Annotated in this window: 13 protein-coding genes; 8 read left to right on the top strand and 5 right to left on the bottom strand. The window is 67.8% G+C overall.

Features of this window, described 5'->3' with window-relative positions:
• Window positions 1–34 precede the first annotated feature (34 nt).
• The 5 genes from BVG12_RS28975 to BVG12_RS35370 all read left to right on the top strand — a co-directional run bounded on the left by BVG12_RS28975 (window position 35) and on the right by BVG12_RS35370 (window position 3,793).
• Window positions 35–361, top strand: a complete 327-nt coding sequence (locus tag BVG12_RS28975; RefSeq protein ID WP_075795426.1) for a YbaB/EbfC family nucleoid-associated protein — start codon at window positions 35–37, stop codon at window positions 359–361.
• Between the two features lie 10 nt (window positions 362–371).
• Window positions 372–662 (top strand): YciI family protein, encoded by a 291-nt coding sequence (locus BVG12_RS28980; protein ID WP_075795427.1) that lies wholly within the window; start codon window positions 372–374, stop codon window positions 660–662.
• Window positions 663–678: 16 nt separating this feature from the next.
• Window positions 679–1,269 (top strand): recombination mediator RecR, encoded by a 591-nt coding sequence (gene recR / locus BVG12_RS28985; protein ID WP_075795428.1) that lies wholly within the window; start codon window positions 679–681, stop codon window positions 1,267–1,269.
• 117 nt (window positions 1,270–1,386) lie between these two features.
• On the top strand, window positions 1,387–2,550 hold the full coding sequence (locus tag BVG12_RS28990) for a glycosyltransferase (protein WP_075795429.1): 1,164 nt from the start codon (window positions 1,387–1,389) through the stop codon (window positions 2,548–2,550).
• Window positions 2,519–3,793, top strand: a complete 1,275-nt coding sequence (locus tag BVG12_RS35370) for a DUF2334 domain-containing protein (protein ID WP_083685500.1) — start codon at window positions 2,519–2,521, stop codon at window positions 3,791–3,793. Before BVG12_RS28990 ends, BVG12_RS35370 begins: the two co-directional genes overlap by 32 nt.
• Here the strand turns inward: BVG12_RS35370 and BVG12_RS29000 are convergent.
• Complete coding sequence (locus tag BVG12_RS29000) at window positions 3,684–3,986, bottom strand: hypothetical protein (protein ID WP_075796628.1); 303 nt, start codon at window positions 3,984–3,986, stop codon at window positions 3,684–3,686. The two genes, BVG12_RS35370 and BVG12_RS29000, sit on opposite strands and share 110 nt — an antisense overlap.
• Before the next feature lie 180 nt (window positions 3,987–4,166).
• On the opposite strand from BVG12_RS29000, the gene BVG12_RS29005 reads away from it, so the two are divergent.
• Complete coding sequence (locus BVG12_RS29005) at window positions 4,167–6,563, top strand: penicillin acylase family protein (protein WP_075796629.1); 2,397 nt, start codon at window positions 4,167–4,169, stop codon at window positions 6,561–6,563.
• Window positions 6,564–6,691: 128 nt separating this feature from the next.
• On the opposite strand, the gene BVG12_RS29010 is transcribed toward BVG12_RS29005, so the two are convergent.
• The 4 genes from BVG12_RS29010 to BVG12_RS29025 form a co-directional block, all read right to left on the bottom strand.
• On the bottom strand, window positions 6,692–8,857 hold the full coding sequence (locus BVG12_RS29010) for a putative bifunctional diguanylate cyclase/phosphodiesterase (protein ID WP_075795431.1): 2,166 nt from the start codon (window positions 8,855–8,857) through the stop codon (window positions 6,692–6,694).
• Between the two features lies 1 nt (window position 8,858).
• Window positions 8,859–11,723: a hybrid sensor histidine kinase/response regulator gene (locus BVG12_RS29015; RefSeq protein WP_075796630.1), complete on the bottom strand. Its 2,865-nt coding sequence runs from the start codon at window positions 11,721–11,723 to the stop codon at window positions 8,859–8,861.
• A 294-nt stretch (window positions 11,724–12,017) separates the two neighbouring features.
• Window positions 12,018–12,215: a YbdD/YjiX family protein gene (locus BVG12_RS29020; RefSeq protein WP_056127383.1), complete on the bottom strand. Its 198-nt coding sequence runs from the start codon at window positions 12,213–12,215 to the stop codon at window positions 12,018–12,020.
• Window positions 12,215–14,290 carry a carbon starvation CstA family protein gene (locus tag BVG12_RS29025; RefSeq protein ID WP_075796631.1) on the bottom strand — a complete coding sequence of 692 codons (2,076 nt, stop codon included), beginning with the start codon at window positions 14,288–14,290 and terminating at the stop codon, window positions 12,215–12,217. Before BVG12_RS29025 ends, BVG12_RS29020 begins: the two co-directional genes overlap by 1 nt.
• Before the next feature lie 312 nt (window positions 14,291–14,602).
• On the opposite strand from BVG12_RS29025, the gene BVG12_RS29030 reads away from it, so the two are divergent.
• Both BVG12_RS29030 and BVG12_RS29035 read left to right on the top strand, forming a co-directional pair.
• The gene (locus BVG12_RS29030; protein WP_075796632.1) at window positions 14,603–15,964 is read left to right on the top strand and encodes a cache domain-containing protein; all 1,362 of its coding nucleotides are present in this window, start codon (window positions 14,603–14,605) and stop codon (window positions 15,962–15,964) included.
• On the top strand, window positions 15,961–16,599 hold the full coding sequence (locus BVG12_RS29035; RefSeq protein ID WP_075795432.1) for a response regulator: 639 nt from the start codon (window positions 15,961–15,963) through the stop codon (window positions 16,597–16,599). The genes BVG12_RS29030 and BVG12_RS29035 overlap by 4 nt, the downstream gene beginning before the upstream one ends.
• Window positions 16,600–16,616: the final 17 nt, after the last annotated feature.

Raw genomic sequence — 16,616 nt, forward strand, 5'->3', positions numbered from 1 at the left:
GATTTATCCGTCCGACTTTTTTGGAGAACGCATCATGATGAAAAACCAGCTCGCAGGCCTGATGAAGCAGGCGCAGGCCATGCAGGACAACATGAAGAAGGCGCAGGAGCAGCTGGCTCAGATCGAAGTCGAAGGGCAGTCCGGCGCGGGCCTCGTGAAAGTCACCATGACCTGCAAGAACGACGTCAAGCGCGTGTCGATCGACCCGTCGCTGCTGGGCGACGACCGCGACATGCTGGAAGACCTGGTCGCCGCCGCGTTCAACGACGCCGTGCGCAAGGCCGAGACGACCGCGCAGGAAAAGATGAGCGGCCTGACCGCCGGCCTGCCGCTGCCGCCGGGCTTCAAGATGCCGTTCTGATGTGCATTGAATGTATATCGTTACGCTGACTTACACGGCGCCGCTCGAGCGCATCGACGCCTACCTCCCGGCGCACCGCGCCTGGCTGGAGGAACAGTATGCGCGCGGGCTGATGCTGATGTCGGGCCGCAAGGAGCCGCGCGACGGCGGCATCCTCATCGCCCACGCCGCCAGCCGCGCCGAGCTCGACGCGGCGCTGCGCGACGATCCGTTCGCGCAGGCCGGCCTCGCGACCTATGCGGTCACCGAGTTCATCCCCACCATGACTGCCGAGGCGCTGGCCGCCTGGCGAGCCGAGTAATCCCGGCGGAGATCACATGTCCAAATCGCTCGACTTCCTCACCGAGGCCTTGCGCCGCCTGCCGGGCGTCGGGCCGAAGTCGGCGCAGCGCATGGCCTTCCATCTGCTGCAGCACGACCGCGAAGGCGCCGCCATGCTGTCGCGCGCGCTGTACCAGGCCGTCGACGCGGTGCACCACTGCGCCATGTGCAATACTTTCTCGGAAACCGAAGTCTGCGACCTGTGCGCGGACGAGCAGCGCGACCGCACGCTGCTGTGCGTCGTCGAGACGCCGGCCGACCAGATGATGATCGAGCAGACCCTGACGTACAAAGGCTTGTACTTCGTGCTGATGGGCCGGCTGTCGCCGCTGGACGGCATCGGCCCCAAGGATCTGCACCTGGAAAAACTGGTGGGGCGTGCCGCCGACGGCCAGGTCAAGGAAGTCGTACTCGCCACCAATTTCACCAACGAGGGCGAAGCGACCGCCCATTACATCAGCGAAATGCTGAAGGCGCGCGGCCTCAAGGTCAGCCGCCTCGCGCGGGGCGTCCCGGTCGGCGGCGAGCTCGAGTATGTGGACGCGGGCACCATCGCGCGCGCCATGCTCGACAGGCGAAGTGCATAATGGGCCTCCCCGAAAAACGGAGCCCGATCCTCGCCGTACACTGAATCCGATTGACAGTGCGCACACGGCGCACCGGCTCCGCTGCTATCGTGGGGATACTTTGATCGGATCCCAAGCATGCACCTCGTCGACATCACGATGTTTTACGCGGCCGAAGGAGGCGGCGTCAGCACCTATCTGAATGCCAAGGCGCACTGGCTGGCAAGGCGCAGCCGCGTCCGGCACACGATCATGAGCTCCAATGTGGAGACGTGCGACCATGCAATCCCCGCGCTCGTCAAGATACCGTCGGCCGGCGTGCCCGGCTTCCACGGCTTTCGCATGCCGCTGTCCGTCGAGGGACCGGCGCGGCTGCTGGAATCCGTCCGGCCCGACGTCGTCGAGGCGGGCGACGCCGGCCATTGCGCCTGGGCCGCGCTGCGCATGCGCAAGCGCTACGACATCCCGGCCGTCGCGTTCTATCATTCCGACCTGCCGCGCCTCGTGCAGCCGCGCTTCGGACGCTGGATCGCGCGCGGCACCTGCCGCTATCTCGCCAACCTGTACCGCCAGTTCGACCTCGTGCTGGCGCCCAGCCGCATCATGGTGCAGCAGCTGGATGCGATCGGCGTGCACGGGGCCGTGCACCAGCCGCTCGGCATCGACAGCAGCGTGTTCCGTCCGCAGCGCCGCGACGACACGCTGCGCGAACACCTGGGCCTGGCGCCGGATGCGCGCCTGCTCGTCTATGCCGGCCGCTTCACGCCGGAAAAGAAGCTGCACGTGCTCATCGAAGCCGTGCGCAAGCTGGGCGACCCTTACCACCTGATCCTCGTCGGCGGCGGTGGCGTGCTGCCGTCCTGCGACCGCGTGACGCACATTCCGTTCCGGCGCGACCAGCGCCAGCTGGCCCGCCTGCTGGCCAGCTGCGACGTCCTCGTGCACCCGGGCGATTGCGAAACGTTCGGCCTCATCGTTCTCGAAGCGATGGCGTGCGGCCTGCCCGTCGTCGCCACGACCAAGGGCGGCGTGGCCGAGCTGATCGACACGGAGACGGGCATCCTGTCCGAGCCGAACGACGTTGGCAGCCTGGCCGGCGCGATCGAAGCCATCTACCAGCGCGACCTGGCGCGCATGGGCCACGCCGCGCGGCGCAAGGCCGTCGAGCGCTACGACTGGAACGAAATCCTCCCGCAAGTGGTGGGCCGCTACGAGGCATTGGTGGGCGGCCATCCCTATGTAGGGCAGGACGTCATCGACGAGGTGATGAATGAACGGGAGCGCATCCGTGTCGCAGACTGACGACCCCGTCGACCAGCGGATGCTGTGCGTGTCGATCCACGACGTGGCGCCCGCGACGTGGGCCGATTGCCTGCGTCTTGTGGAAGCCGTGCGGGCCGTGGCGGACATCCCGCTGACGTGGCTCGTCGTGCCGCACTATCACTTCCGCCCGGAACAGTCGCCGGCCATGGAAGCCTGCTTGAACGTCGCACTGGAACGCGGCGACGAACTGGCGCTGCACGGCTACAGCCACCTCGACACGGAAGCGGGCAGCGGCGGCCTGCGCGCGCGCTTCCTGCGCAACGTCTACACGCGGCGCGAGGGCGAGTTCGCGGCCCTGACGGAAGCGGAAGCGCGGCGCCGCCTGGAACTCGGCCTCGACTGGTTCGCGGCGCGCGGCTGGAGGCCGACCGGGTTCGTGCCGCCGGCGTGGCTGCTGGGCGAGGGCGCGTGGCGGGCCCTGCGCGATTCACCGTTCGCGTACACGACGACGTTCAGCCATTTCCATTGCCTGCCGGGGGCGCAGGACCCTCGAACCGGCCGCGCACCGTCGGCACGTGAACGCGGTAACGCATATCGCCACGAGGTCGACCGTCGGGACGACTATCGCGGCGAGGATGGCGCGGCGATTCAGCATGGCAGCGGTACCATGCAGAACGGTCAGCGGAACCAGTCGCGACAGGACAGCCCGAACAGGCAGTTCGATCGAAGCAACTGGACGGGGCCTGTTGCCCCTGATGGTGCGCCTGCAGCACGCAGCCGGCACGACGACGCGAGCCAGCCGGACGTGCAGCCCCTGCAGGCCCCACATGACCCGCACAACCCGCAGGATACGCACGACCCGCACGATACGCACGACCAGCACGCCCCGCACCGCCCGTTCGCGCGCAACAACCGCCGCGGTACGCACGCCATCCTGTCGCCGTCGCTCGTGTACGCCGCGCGCAACCGCAGTGGGCGCATCCTGTCGCCGCGCGTCGCCGATGCGACGGCGGCCATGCTGGCGCGTTCGCCGCTCGTGCGCTTCAGCCTGCATCCGCCCGATGCGCGCTACCCCGAGCTCGTCCGGCACATTCAGCAGGTGCTGGAACGCCTGCTGGCGCAGCGTGACGCGGTGACGAAAGCCGAGTTTGCGCGTCGGTTTACCGCCGCCGTCACCAGTACGGATCCCACCAGCCCCGCCAGTAGCCCGGACCCCAGCCCGGCCCCCAGCCGTAGTAGCCCGGAGACGGCCCATAGCGCTGCAGATCGTACTTCGTACTGAGGCCGATCACGCAGCTGCGCCAGGCATCCGACTGGGCGGCATAGCCCAGCCGGACGCAGGCCGGTCCATAGATCGCCATCATCCGCTCGACGTCGGCCTGCGCCTGTGCCGCGCGCTCTTGCGGCGTCGCGCACGCGGCCAGCCCCAGCGCGATGCACGCACCCGTCCACCTCCACGCAAGCACCCGAATCATGGTGCCTCCCACGATCAACACGCGCGTCCTGCGCATCTGTCTTCAGCTTAGAAGACCGTGCCCGCCGACCATCGAGTTCGCTCAATCGCGTGAAGGGAACCACGGGCGATATGAATTGTCAGCACTCGCCCGGACATGGAATTTCTGGCAAGATGCGCTTTTTGGGACAGGGTGAGCGGCATGGGACAACGCGGATGGCGGAAGTGGGGGCGGCGAATTGCGGTCGGGGTCGTCGTGCTGCCCGTGCTCGTCGCGGGCGGTGCCTGGATGACCTTGCGCGCCAGCCTGCCCGAACTCGACGGCCAACACCATTCCCCGCTGTTGTCGGCCCCGGTCACGGTGGAGCGCGACGCGAACGGCGTGCCATTGATCAGCGGTGCCAATCGGCTCGACGTCGCCTACGCCACCGGCTTCGTGCACGGGCAGGAGCGCTTTTTCCAGATGGACCTGCTGCGCCGCAGCGCCGCCGGCGAATTGGCCGAGCTGTTCGGTGCCAAGGCCTTGCCGCTCGACCGCGCGCACCGGCTGCACCGCTTCCGCGCCCGCGCCGAACAGGTGCTGCAGCGCATGACGCCGGCCGAGCGCGCGCTGCTGGACCGCTATGCCGCCGGTGTCAATGACGGCCTGAACGGACTGCGTGCGCGCCCATTCGAATATCTGCTGAACCGCGCGACGCCGCGTCCGTGGACGCCCGCCGACTCGCTGCTGGCCGTGTGGGCCATGTACTTCGATTTGCAGGGCAACCAGGAACCGCGCGAACTGGCGCGCGGCTGGCTGGCAGCCCACCTCGATCCGGCCCAGCTGGCGTTCCTGCTGCCGGAAGCGACCCGGTGGGATGCGCCGCTGGATGCGCCCGCCGTCGCGCTGGCCCCAAGCCCGATCCCGGCCACGGCGCCGGCCTGGTGGGGCCGCAAGGATGCCGTGCCCGCGCGCCAGGTGGCCGGCATCGCGTTCACGGATTCGGTCGGCAGCAACAACTACGCCATCGCCGGGACACGGACGGCGAGCGGTGCCGCCATCGTCTCGGACGACATGCACCTGGGCCTGCAGCTGCCGAACACCTGGTACCGCCTCGCGCTGCGCTTCCCGGACGCACAGGGCCGGCCGCGCCGCATCGTCGGCGTTAGCCTGCCGGGGACGCCGCCGGCCGTCATCGTCGGCAGCAACGGCCATGTCGCGTGGGCCTTCACGAACAGTTACGCGGACACGCTCGACCTCGTCCGCCTCGGCAGCGATGCGGATCACCCCGGCCAGGTGCGCCTGCCTTCCGGCTGGGAGACGCCCGTGGCGCACACGGAAGTCCTGCTCGTGAAAGGCGAGCCGGCGCAATCGATGACGGTGCGCGAGACGAGCCTCGGCCCCATCCGCACGGTCGAGGGCACGATGTATGCCGTGCACTGGGTCGCGCATGCGCCCGATGCGCTGAACCTGAACCACTTGAAGCTGGAGTCGTCGGCGAACCTCGACGAAGCGCTGGCCGCGGCGGCGGCGGACGGCATCCCGGCGCAGAACGTCGTCCTCGGCGACGGCCGCGGCGGCATCGCCTGGACCATCGGCGGCGCGCTGCCGCACCGGGCACAGGGCGGCGCCGGTATCCCGCTCGCGTTCGATGCCACCGTGCCCACCTGGGACGGGCTGCTCGCGCCGGACCGGCATCCGCGCGTCGTGAACCCGCCCGGCGGCCAGCTCGTGACCGCGAACAGCCGCCAACTGGCGGGCGACGCGGCGCAGGCGATCGGCGACGGCGGCTTCGATCTCGGCGCGCGCGTCAGTCAGCTGAGCGGGAACGTGCGCCGGCTCGGCGACAAGACGGACGTGCCGGCCGCGTTCCAGGCGTCGATGGACGACCGCGCGCCGTTCATCGCGCTCTGGCGCGCGCGCGCGCTGGCCGCGCTGGATGCCGGCGCGCTCGACAAGCACCCGCAACGCGCCGAATTCCGCCGCCTGCTGGAAACGAGCTGGGACGGCCGCGCCAGCACGGCGTCCGTCGGCTACAGGCTGGCGCGCGAGTTCATGTGGTCGCTGCACGACCTGCTGTTCGCCGGCGTCGATGCGGAGCTGGCGAAGCTCGATCCCAAGGCCAGTATCGTGGTGGCGACGTCGCGCTGGCCGGAGGTCGTCGCGCGCCTGCTGGACGCGCGTCCGGCCGCGTGGCTGCCGTCCGGATACGCCAGCTGGCAGGACCTGCAACTGGCCGCCGTCGACCGCGCCATCGCCGGGCTGACGGAAGACGGCACGCCGCTCGCCCAAGCCACCTGGGGCCGGCGCAACACGGCCGCGATCGCGCATCCGTTCACGATCGCGGTGCCGGCGCTGCGCCGCTGGTTGAGCGTCCCGCCGGACCAGCTGCCGGGCGACGCCAACATGCCGCGCGTGGCCGGACCCAAGTTCGGGCAGTCGGAACGGCTGACGGTGGCGCCGGGGCGCGAGGAAGAAGGCTTGTTCGACATGCCGGGCGGGCAGAGCGGGCATCCGCTGTCGCCGTACTTCCTCAAGGGGCACGAGGATTGGGTGCGTGGGAAGCCGACCCCGTTGTTGCCGGGGGCGGCGGTGCATACGCTGACGTTCACGAAATAAGCGTCGTCCTCGCGAACGCGGGGACCCATGCTGAATTTCCGAAATCGGGTATTTCTGAAGCGCCGCAGTGCTTCAGGAATACGGGGTCCTGAGGTTCAGTATGGGTTCCCGCCTGCGCGGGAACGACGCTATCTGGCCGTCATCGGCACCCATAGCCGCTGCAGCATGCCGGTGACCGCCTCCGCCGGCGCGGGCCGGCCGAGGTAGAAGCCCTGCACGAGGTCGCAACCGTATTCCTCCAGCAGCACGAGCTGTTCGCCCGTCTCGACGCCTTCCGCCACCACGATCATCTTGAGTCCGTGCGCCATCGCGATGATGGCGCGGGTGATCGCGGCGTTTTCGGAATCCTGCGGCAGGCCGCTGATGAAGCTGCGGTCGATCTTCAACGTGCGCACGTCGAAGCGTTTGAGGTAGTTCATCGACGAGTAGCCCGTGCCGAAGTCGTCGATCGACAGGTACACGCCGATGCCGCGCAACTGCTCCAAGGTCGCCAGCGTCGCCTTGGCGTCGTCCATCAGCGTGCCTTCCGTCAGCTCCAGTTCGAGCAGGCGCGGGTCGAGGCCCGTGTCGTGCAGGGCGGACAGCACGATCTGCGACAGGTTCTCGTCCTTGAACTGCTTGGCCGACAGATTCACCGCCATGCGCACGGGCCGCCGCATCAGCTTTTGCCAGTGGCGCGCCTGGTTGCATGCCGTGCGCAGGACCCATTCGCCGATCGGCACGATCAGGCCCGTTTCTTCGGCCAGCGGGATGAATTCGTTGGGCGAGACGACGCCGCGCTCCGCATGGCGCCAGCGCACGAGGGCCTCGACGCCGACGATCTCGGACGAGCGCACGTCGAGCTGCGGTTGATACAGCAGGTACAGCTCGTTGTTCTGCAAGGCCTTGCGCAAGCCGACTTCGAGCCTTACATGGCTCATGATCTGCATCGTCAGCGACGACGAGTACAGCTTGGCGTTGTTCTTGCCGCAGTTCTTCGCGTGGTACATCGCCGTGTCGGCGTACTTGAGCAGCGACGTACAGTCGTCGCCGTCCTCGGGAAAGAGCGAGATGCCGATGCTGGCCGTGACGAAGATCTCGTTGCCCTCGATGAGGAAGGGCCGGCGCATGGCGTCTTTCACGCGATGGGCCACGTTGAGCGCGTACTCGACCCGTTCAAGGTCGGGGATCAGGATCGTGAATTCGTCGCCGCCCAGCCGCGCGAGGTTCGTGCCGGCGCTTTTGGCCGCGTCCGCGCGCGGGAGCAGGTCGCCGCGCGACAGCAGGTCGTTCGGGCGGATCGTCTCGCGCAGGCGGTCCGACACCTGCTTCAACAGCTGGTCGCCGACGTTGTGGCCCAGCGTGTCGTTGATGCGCTTGAAGGCGTCCAGGTCCATGAACAGCACGGCGAATTTCTTGTTGCCGATCTTGGAGCGCTGCAGTTCGCGTTCCAGCATTTCAAGGAAGGCCTGGCGGTTCGGGATGCCGGTCAGGCTGTCGCAATAGGCGAGGCGCCGGATCTGCTCTTCCGCGCGCTTTCTCTCGCTGATGTCGCGCACGAGACCGAGCACTTCGTTCGGGCCGGTGGCGACGAGGCGCGCCTCGAAATGCAGGGCTTCGCCGAAGCGGATCAATTCGTATTCGACCGAACGCACCTGCTGCACGTGCAACGCCATGCCGACCTGTTCGAGCAGGCGTTCGGCGATGTCGCGCGGCAGGACGTCCGTCACGTGGCGGCCGACGATCTGCTCGTCCACGCCGGTGTCGCGCACGCCGCGTCCCGCCCCGTCGTGGCCCGCCTCGTAATCGAGGTAGACGCCGTCGCGCGACATCCGGAAGAACGTGTCGGGGATGGCGGCCAGCACGGCGCGGTTCTGCGCATCGGCGATGCGCAGGCGGACGATGGCGTCGGATGCGCGCAGCACGTACAGCACACGGTGGCCGAGGATGGGCCAGTTGATCGGCTTCGAGACGAAGTCCGTCGCGCCGGCTTCGTAGGCGTTGGTGACGGCCTCCAGGTCGTCGCCGCCGGTGACCATCACGATCGGGACCATCGCGCCGTTCGGCAGGTCGCGGATCGCGCGGCAGGCGTCGAAACCGTCCATCTTCGGCATTTCGACGTCCAGGAGGATGAGGTCGGGCCCGTGCGCGTGCGCGAGGGCCACGGCCTGTTCGCCGTCCGCGGCCTCGATGCCTTCCAGGCCGACGCCGTCCAGCATCTCGAGCATCAATAAGCGCATCACCGGATCGTCGTCGGCGACCAGGACCGTAGCACGCGAATGAGCGCCGCGCTGATGGGTTGGGTGGGCTGGCATGTCAGGTTTCCTTTTCGAGGATGGCGGTGAGCGAATGCCGGACGGCCTGGAACTCCTGTTCCATGTCGGTCAGGATCGCGTCGGCGCCTTCGGCGGTGTCGGCGCGGCCCAGGTGCTCCATCTCCTTGCACAGGGCGGCGAGGGCCTCGGCGCCCACGTTGGCGCTGGCCGATTTGAGGGTGTGCGCGATGCGCCGCACATTGCCCGTATCGAGGTCGTCGATGGCGGAGCGCAACGTGCGCAGCTGCTGCGGCGTGTCGTCGACGTAGGCCGCGATCACCTTTTGCACGAGGGCGTCGCCGCGTTCGCGCGACAGGGCGCGGATCTTGTCCAGCGCGACGCGGTTGATGACGTCGCGCTGGATCACTTCGACGGATGCGCGCGGCAGCCGCGGCGGCTCGTCGTCGTGGTGGACGGTAGCGGCCAGCGGCAGCGCCATCCACCGCCCGATCACGGCCGCGATTTCCTGCTGGCTGAACGGCTTCGACAGATAATCGTCCATGCCGGCCGCGAGGCATGCTTCGCGGTCGCCCTGCAGCGCGTTCGCCGTGATCGCAATGATGGGCAGGACGCGGCCGCGGCCCGCCTCGCGTTCTTCGCGCCGGATCGCGGCCGTCGCGGCGAAGCCGTCCATCACGGGCATCTGGCAGTCCATCAGCACCGCGTCGTACCTGTTCTCATTGCGTTTCTCCTGCACGGCTTGCAGCGCTTCGAAGCCGTTGCGGGCGCAATCCACTTGCAGGTCGAGGCTCTCCAGCATCGCCTTGGCCACTTCGACGTTGACGGGATTGTCCTCAGCCAGCAGCACGCGCCGCGTGCGCGGGCGGCTGACGTCCAGCTGCAGGGGACGCGGCGGTAGGAAGCGCGGCGCGGGCGCCACCTGTCCGCGCGGCGGCGTCGCCAGGCACGCGAACAGATCGGCGGCACGCGCCGGCTTGATCAACTGGTAGGCGACGCCGGCCTCGCGCCGCTGCACGGGGTCCGCCGCCAGCCGTTCGGGGCTGAGCAGCACGAGCCGCGTGGCGCGCGTGGCGGGGCTGGCCTTGATCTGCGCGGCGAGCAGCAGGCCGCTCGTATGGGACAGCTCTATGTCGAGGATCGCCGCGTCGTAAGGCCGGCCGGCGCGCGCCGCCTCGTCCAGACGGGCCAACGCCTCGTCCGCGCTGTCCGCCGCGTCGCATTCGACGTGCCACGTGGCCAGGTGGCGTTCCAGGCCGACGCGGCTCGTCTCCCGTTCGTCGACGACGAGCACGCGCAGGCCGTCGATCGTGTGCTGGTGGTCGCCCGGCGCATCGGGATCGACGCGGCGCTTGTCGAAGGCGACCGTGAACCAGAACACGGAGCCTGGGGTTACAGCGCCTTTTGTCAGGGCGTTCTCGACGCCGATCGAGCCACCCATCAGTTCGACGAGCTGCTTCGAGATCGCGAGCCCGAGGCCCGTGCCGCCATACTTGCGCGTGGTGGAATCGTCGGCCTGCGAGAACGCTTCGAAGATGCGGCTGCGGGCCTCGCGCGAAATGCCGATGCCCGTGTCGTGCACTTCGAAGCGCAGCATCACGGCCTGGTTGTCCTCGCTCGCGATGCGTACCTTGGCGAGGATGCGGCCCTGGTCCGTGAACTTGACCGCGTTGCCGAGCAGGTTGGCCATGATCTGGCGCAGGCGGTTCGGGTCGCCGCAGATGGCCACCGGGATGTCGTTGGCGATGTCGAAGTGGAGCGATATATTCTTCGCTTCGGCCTGGGGCGTGTAGACGGTGTGGATGTCGTCCAGCAGGTCCCACAGATTGAAATTGATGTACTCGACGGTGAGCTTGCCGGCCTCGATCTTGGAAAAGTCCAGGATGTCGTTGATGATCACCAGCAGGTGCTCGCCCGACTGCTTCACGAGCCGCGTGTAATTGCGCTGGGTTTCGGTGAGGTCGGTCCCGAGCAGCATCTCCGTCATCCCGAGCACGCCGTTCATCGGCGTGCGGATCTCGTGGCTCATCGTGGCGAGGAAGGCGCTCTTCGCGCGGCTCGCCGCCTCGGCCGCGTTCTTCGCCTTTTCCAGCTGCTCGGTGCGCACGCTGACCTGGCGTTCCAGTTCGTCGCGGTGATGCGTGAGCGCGGCGCCGCGGCCCTCGACCTGCGCCAGCATGTTGTTGAAGCTGTCGATCAGCACACCCAGCTCGTCGCTGCGGTTGTGGGCGATACGCAGCGTATAGTTCTGGCTGGCCGATACTTTCTGCGCCGCGTTGATCAGCTTCCCGATCGGATCGCCGATGCTGCGCCGCAGCCGGCGCGCCAGCACGAACGCCGTCAGCATCGCGGCGGCCAGCGCGACGGCCATCACGCCCAGCGCGCGGGTGATCTGCAGCCACAGTGGCACGAGGTCGCTCTCGATCATCACGGCGCCCACGGGCGGCAGGGGCTTGCCGTCCGCATCCTTTGTCGCGCCGAGCACGCGGTAGACGCGGAGCATGGGCAGCCACGGCCGGCTGCCGGCGTAGGCGGCCGCGGCGAGGGCGTCCGGTTCGAGGCCGTCCAGCGGGGCGTCCGCGACGGCGGCATCGATGCCGGGCGGATGCCAGGCGGCGAACGGCCGGCCTTTGCGGTCGTACAGCACGGCGGCGCTGAGGTGTTGACGGGCTTCCAGCGCCGCCAGCAACTGCGTGGCCAGGCGGCGGTCGTTGAACTGCACGGCATCGACGGCGCCCTGCGCCAGCACCGCGGCGAGCGCGTCCAGCTCCTGCCGCTCGCCGCGGCGCTGGTCGGCCACGGTCGCCACGGCGAAGACGGCGTAGACGACCAGCAGCGCGCTCGCGGCGGCCTGCAGGCACATCGACGTCAGTTTTCGATTGAGGCTGGAGCGCTCGAGAGTCAGCATGGGTTGACGGATCCGGCGGTCGGCGCTGCGAACGAGCCTGTCGGACAGGCCCACCATGCAAGAAAGCAAATTCTTGCAGGAATTGACTATAGGTGAGGGCTATGACGCGCCGTTTGTGCTGGCGCAAAGTGGCGGGGCAGAGATGCGTCGCCGGAGGAGGGAAGGTATATATAGACGTCGTCCCCGCGGAGGCGGGACCCAATTGTGCATGAGCTGTGGAAACGCATGCAGAAATTGGGTCCCCGCCTGCGCGGGGACGACGAAGGTTTGGCGCTACTTGTTCACGCGGCTAGCTCAGCAACATCCTCCGCGTTTTCCATTACCGTAGCGGGCCTGCTGGCGCTCGCGGAAAAACTCCTCGTAGCTCATGACCGGTTGATCCGGATGGGTCTTTTCCATGTGCGCCACATAGGTGTCGTATTCCGGCAGGCCGACCATCAGGCGCATGCTTTGCCCGAGGTAGCGGCCCGCCTGGGCCAGCGCGCCGAGCATCACTGCACCTCGGCCATCGAGGCGGCAGGCGCCGCGACGTACGGCGTTTCCTGGGCGCTCGGGCGGGCATTCTTGCGCGCGGCCAGCGCCGTGCGGATGCCGTACAGCAGCACCGCGACCACGACGACCATGAAGAAGCCGCACAAGGTGGCGTCGACGTAGTCGTTGAAGATGATGCGGCCCATCTGGTCGAGCGACTTGGCCGGTGCCAGCACCTGGCCCTGGTCGAGCGCGGCCTGGAACTTGTGGGCGTGGGCCATGAAGCCGACCTTGACGTTCGGATCGAAGATCTTGAGCCAGCCGGCCGACAGCGTGCAGATCAGCAGCCAGATGGTCGGCACGATCGAGACCCACGCGTACTGGCCGCGCTTCATCTTGAACAGCACGACGGTGCCCAGCGTGAGCGCGATACCGGCCAGCATCTGGTTGGCGATGCCGAACAGCGGCCACAGCGTGTTGATGCCGCCCAGCGGATCGACGACGCCCTGGTACAGGAAATAGCCCCAGGCGGCCACGCACAGGCCGGTGGCGATCAGGTTCGCGGGCAGCGATTCCGTGCGCTTGAACGACGGCGCGAAGGCGCCCAGCAGGTCCTGCAGCATGAAGCGGCCGGCGCGGGTACCCGCGTCGACGGCGGTCAGGATGAACAGCGCTTCGAACAGGATCGCGAAGTGGTACCAGAACGCCATCATGACCTTGCCGCCGATGACGTTCGACAGGATGTGGGCCATGCCGACGGCCAGCGTCGGGGCGCCGCCGGCGCGCGAGATGATGGTGTGCTCGCCGACGTCCTTGGCGATCTGCGTCAGCTGGTCGGGCGTGATCACGAAGCCCCAGTTCGAGACCGCGGCGGCGGCCGTCTGGGCGGTCGTGCCGATCACGGCGGCCGGGCTGTTCATCGCGAAATAGACGCCCGGATCGATGGTCGACGCGGCGACGAGGGCCATGATGGCGACGAACGATTCCATCAGCATGCCGCCGTAGCCGATGAAGCGGGCATGGCGTTCGTTCTCGATCATCTTGGGCGTGGTGCCCGACGAGATCAGCGCGTGGAAGCCGGACACGGCGCCGCAGGCGATGGTGATGAACAGGAACGGGAACAGCGTGCCGGACCAGGCCGGACCGGTGCCGTCGATGAAGCGGGTGATCGACGGCATCTGCATCATCGGGGCGACGAACACGATGCCCAGCGCGAGGCCGACGATGGTGCCGATCTTGAGGAACGTGGAGAGGTAGTCGCGCGGTGCCAGCAGCAGCCACACGGGGATGACCGACGCCACGAAGCCGTAGCCGATCAGCATCCAGGTCAGCTGCGTGCCGGTGAACGTGAACATCGGGCCCCAGACGGCGGAATCGTGCACGTACTGGCCGCCGACGATGGCGCCGATCAGCAGCACGAAGCCGATCAGCGACACTTCGCCGATGCGCCCGACGCGGATGTAGCGCGAGTAGACGCCCATGAACAGCGCGATCGGGATCGTCGCCATCACGGTGAACGAGCCCCACGGCGAGCCGGTCAGGGCCTTCACGACGATCAGCGCCAGCACGGCCAGGATGATCACCATGATCATGAAGGTGCCGAACAGGGCGATCACGCCGGGGATCTCGCCCATCTCGGACTTGATCAGGTCGCCCAGCGAACGGCCGTCGCGGCGCATCGAGATGAACAGCACCATGAAGTCCTGCACGGCGCCCGCGAACACGACGCCGGCCAGGATCCACAGCATGCCGGGCAGATAGCCCATCTGCGCGGCGAGCACGGGGCCGACGAGCGGACCGGCGCCGGCGATCGCGGCGAAGTGGTGGCCGAACAGCACGTAGCGGTTCGTCGGCACGAAGTCGAGGCCGTCGTTGTACTTGTACGCCGGGGTCTGGCGCTGGGCATCGAGGCCCATCACCTTGTCGGCGATGAACAGGCTGTAGAAGCGGTACGCGATGAGGTAGACGCAGACGGCCGCGATGACGACCCAGACCGCGTTGATGGATTCGCCGCGCTTGAGGGCGACGTAGGCGAGCGAGACGGCGCCCGCGAGCGATAGCGCAGCCCAGCCGAGCTGGCTTGTTAGACGTTTCATGTTGACTCCTCCGATGGATGCGCTGCCCGACCGGTCGATGCCGGCTTGCACGAGTTGCAGCGTGCTTGCAAGTATCTTGCACGGGTCGGCAATCAACAAGCGCATGATTACGCAGCACGCTACGTAGTCCTACGTAGGGTGGGCGGGTTTCCCGCCCGCGCGCTGATAGCTCGCGGCAGCCGGACCGCGCGCGCGAACGGAGCCGCCACGTATCACCGCGTGGACGGCTTGCCGTCCACCCTACAGCTGACCATGCAGCAACGGCTGATCGGTCGTACAATTTCATGTTACGACTATTTCGACGCGCACGGCATGCAATTACGGCAGAAGGTCATCTTTCTCGCGATCGCCCCGCTGATCGTGGCGCTGTGCGTGATCGCCCTGTTCGTCCGGCAACAGGCGATCGCGCTCGCGCACGAGCAGCACGCGACCATCCAGCAGGCCTACCTGGCCAGCAAAGAGGCCGAACTCAGGCACTACGTGGACCTGGCCTCGCACTCGATCGCCCACCTGACGGCATCCGGCCGCAGCGACCCCGCCACGCTGGCGGAGGCCAAGCGCGTGCTGCAAGCGCTCAGCTTCGGCGACGACGGCTATTTCTTCGTCTACGACATGCAGGGCCGCAACCTGATGCATCCGCGCCAGCCCGAGCTGGTCGGACGCGACCTGTGGAACCTGCGCGACCAGTTCGGCGCGCCGACCATCCAGAACATCGTCGCCGTGGCGAAGCAGGGCGGGGGCCTGGTCCGCTACAACTGGGTCAAGCCGTCGACGAACAAACCGGGCCCCAAGCTGGGCTACGTCGTGGCGATCCCGCAATGGGGCTGGATCATGGGCAGCGGCCTGTACCTCGATGACGTGCAGGCCGCGCTCGACCGGGTCGACGCCCAGCAGTCGCTCAACATCCGGACGACGATGTGGTGGATCGCCGGCCTCGCCATCCTGGCCACGCTCGTCATCGGCGGCGCCGGCCTCGCCTTGAACATCAGCGAATCGCGCGTGGCGGACATGAAATTGAAAGCCCTCGCGCAGCGCGTCGTCGATTCGCAGGAACAGGAGCGGGCCCGATTGTCGCGCGATCTGCACGACGGCATCAGCCAGTGGCTCGTGTCGATCAAGCTGCAGATCGAGGCCGGCATCATCCGCATGAAAGGTACGCCGGACCAGCAGCGCCAGGCGCATGCCAGTTTCGAGCGCACGGCGGAAGAGCTGAACAAGGTGCTGGGTGAGGTGCGCCGCATCTCGCACGACCTGCGTCCGACCCTGCTGGACGATCTTGGCCTTGCCGCCGCGCTCGACCATCTGGCGGAAGAATTCTCGCAGCACAGCGGCACGCCCGTGAAGTTTGCCGCGTCGGGCGATGCCGAGCACCTGCCGCAGACCGTCGGCACGGTGCTGTTCCGCATCGCCCAGGAAGCGCTGACGAACATCGAACGCCACGCGGGCGCGCACCGCATCGACCTGTCGCTGCACACCGGCCGCGGGCGCGTGCTGCTCACCATCGCCGACGACGGCGCCGGCTTCGACGCCGAGGGCGTGGCCACCCACCCGCAGCGCGGCATCGGGCTGCGCAACATGATGGAACGGCTGGACGCCATCGGCGGCCACCTCGACATCGCATCGTCGGCCGCCGGCACCACCGTGTGCGCAAGCGTCGAACTGGAGGATTCATGACGACCGGGACCATCCACATCATGCTCGTCGACGACCACCCGCTCGTGCGCGACGGCCTGCGCGCGCGCCTGGAGGCCGTGCCGCATTTCCGCGTGGTGGCCGAAGCGGATTCCGGCGCCGAAGCGCTCGCGCTCGCGGGGACCACGCGCATCGACCTCGTGCTGATGGACATCACCATGCGCGATGGCAGCGGTATCGAGGCGACGGCCCGCCTGTATGCGAACTTCCCGGACATCGCCGTGCTGATCCTGTCCATGCACGACAAGCTCGAATACGTCACGCAAGCCATGCAGGCAGGCGCGCGCGGTTACGTGTTGAAGGACGCGCCGGGCAAGGACATCGTGCTGGCCATCGATACCGTCATGGCCGGCGGCATCTATTACAGCGCCGCGGTGGCCCGTCAGCTGGCGCGGCCGTCGGCGCAGGACAACCAGCTGACGTCGCGCGAACAGGAAGTGCTGCGCCACATCGCCAACGGGGAATCGAACAAGCAGATCGCGCGCGCGCTCGACCTGTCCGTGCGCACCGTCGAAACGCACCGCCTGAACATCAAGCGCAAATTGGGGATCGAAGGGCAGGCCGAGCTGATCAAGTTCGCCGTGCAGCATGGACGGTTCGGCGCTTCCGGGGCGTAAATATATCTGCAAGAACG

Source organism: Massilia putida, assembly GCF_001941825.1.
Classification (GTDB): Bacteria; Pseudomonadota; Gammaproteobacteria; order Burkholderiales; family Burkholderiaceae_D; genus Telluria; species Telluria putida.

Excerpts from the sequence above, each read along its gene's own strand:
- BVG12_RS28975 (WP_075795426.1), top strand. The coding sequence starts at position 35 with ATGATGAAAAACCAGCTCGCAGGCCTGATGAAGCAGGCGCAGGCCATG.
- BVG12_RS28980 (WP_075795427.1), top strand. The coding sequence starts at position 372 with ATGTATATCGTTACGCTGACTTACACGGCGCCGCTCGAGCGCATCGAC.
- recR (WP_075795428.1), top strand. The coding sequence starts at position 679 with ATGTCCAAATCGCTCGACTTCCTCACCGAGGCCTTGCGCCGCCTGCCG.
- BVG12_RS28990 (WP_075795429.1), top strand. The coding sequence starts at position 1,387 with ATGCACCTCGTCGACATCACGATGTTTTACGCGGCCGAAGGAGGCGGC.
- BVG12_RS35370 (WP_083685500.1), top strand. The coding sequence starts at position 2,519 with ATGAACGGGAGCGCATCCGTGTCGCAGACTGACGACCCCGTCGACCAG.
- BVG12_RS29000 (WP_075796628.1), bottom strand. The coding sequence starts at position 3,986 with ATGATTCGGGTGCTTGCGTGGAGGTGGACGGGTGCGTGCATCGCGCTG.
- BVG12_RS29005 (WP_075796629.1), top strand. The coding sequence starts at position 4,167 with ATGGGACAACGCGGATGGCGGAAGTGGGGGCGGCGAATTGCGGTCGGG.
- BVG12_RS29010 (WP_075795431.1), bottom strand. The coding sequence starts at position 8,857 with ATGCCAGCCCACCCAACCCATCAGCGCGGCGCTCATTCGCGTGCTACG.
- BVG12_RS29015 (WP_075796630.1), bottom strand. The coding sequence starts at position 11,723 with ATGCTGACTCTCGAGCGCTCCAGCCTCAATCGAAAACTGACGTCGATG.
- BVG12_RS29020 (WP_056127383.1), bottom strand. The coding sequence starts at position 12,215 with ATGCTCGGCGCGCTGGCCCAGGCGGGCCGCTACCTCGGGCAAAGCATG.
- BVG12_RS29025 (WP_075796631.1), bottom strand. The coding sequence starts at position 14,290 with ATGAAACGTCTAACAAGCCAGCTCGGCTGGGCTGCGCTATCGCTCGCG.
- BVG12_RS29030 (WP_075796632.1), top strand. The coding sequence starts at position 14,603 with ATGCAATTACGGCAGAAGGTCATCTTTCTCGCGATCGCCCCGCTGATC.
- BVG12_RS29035 (WP_075795432.1), top strand. The coding sequence starts at position 15,961 with ATGACGACCGGGACCATCCACATCATGCTCGTCGACGACCACCCGCTC.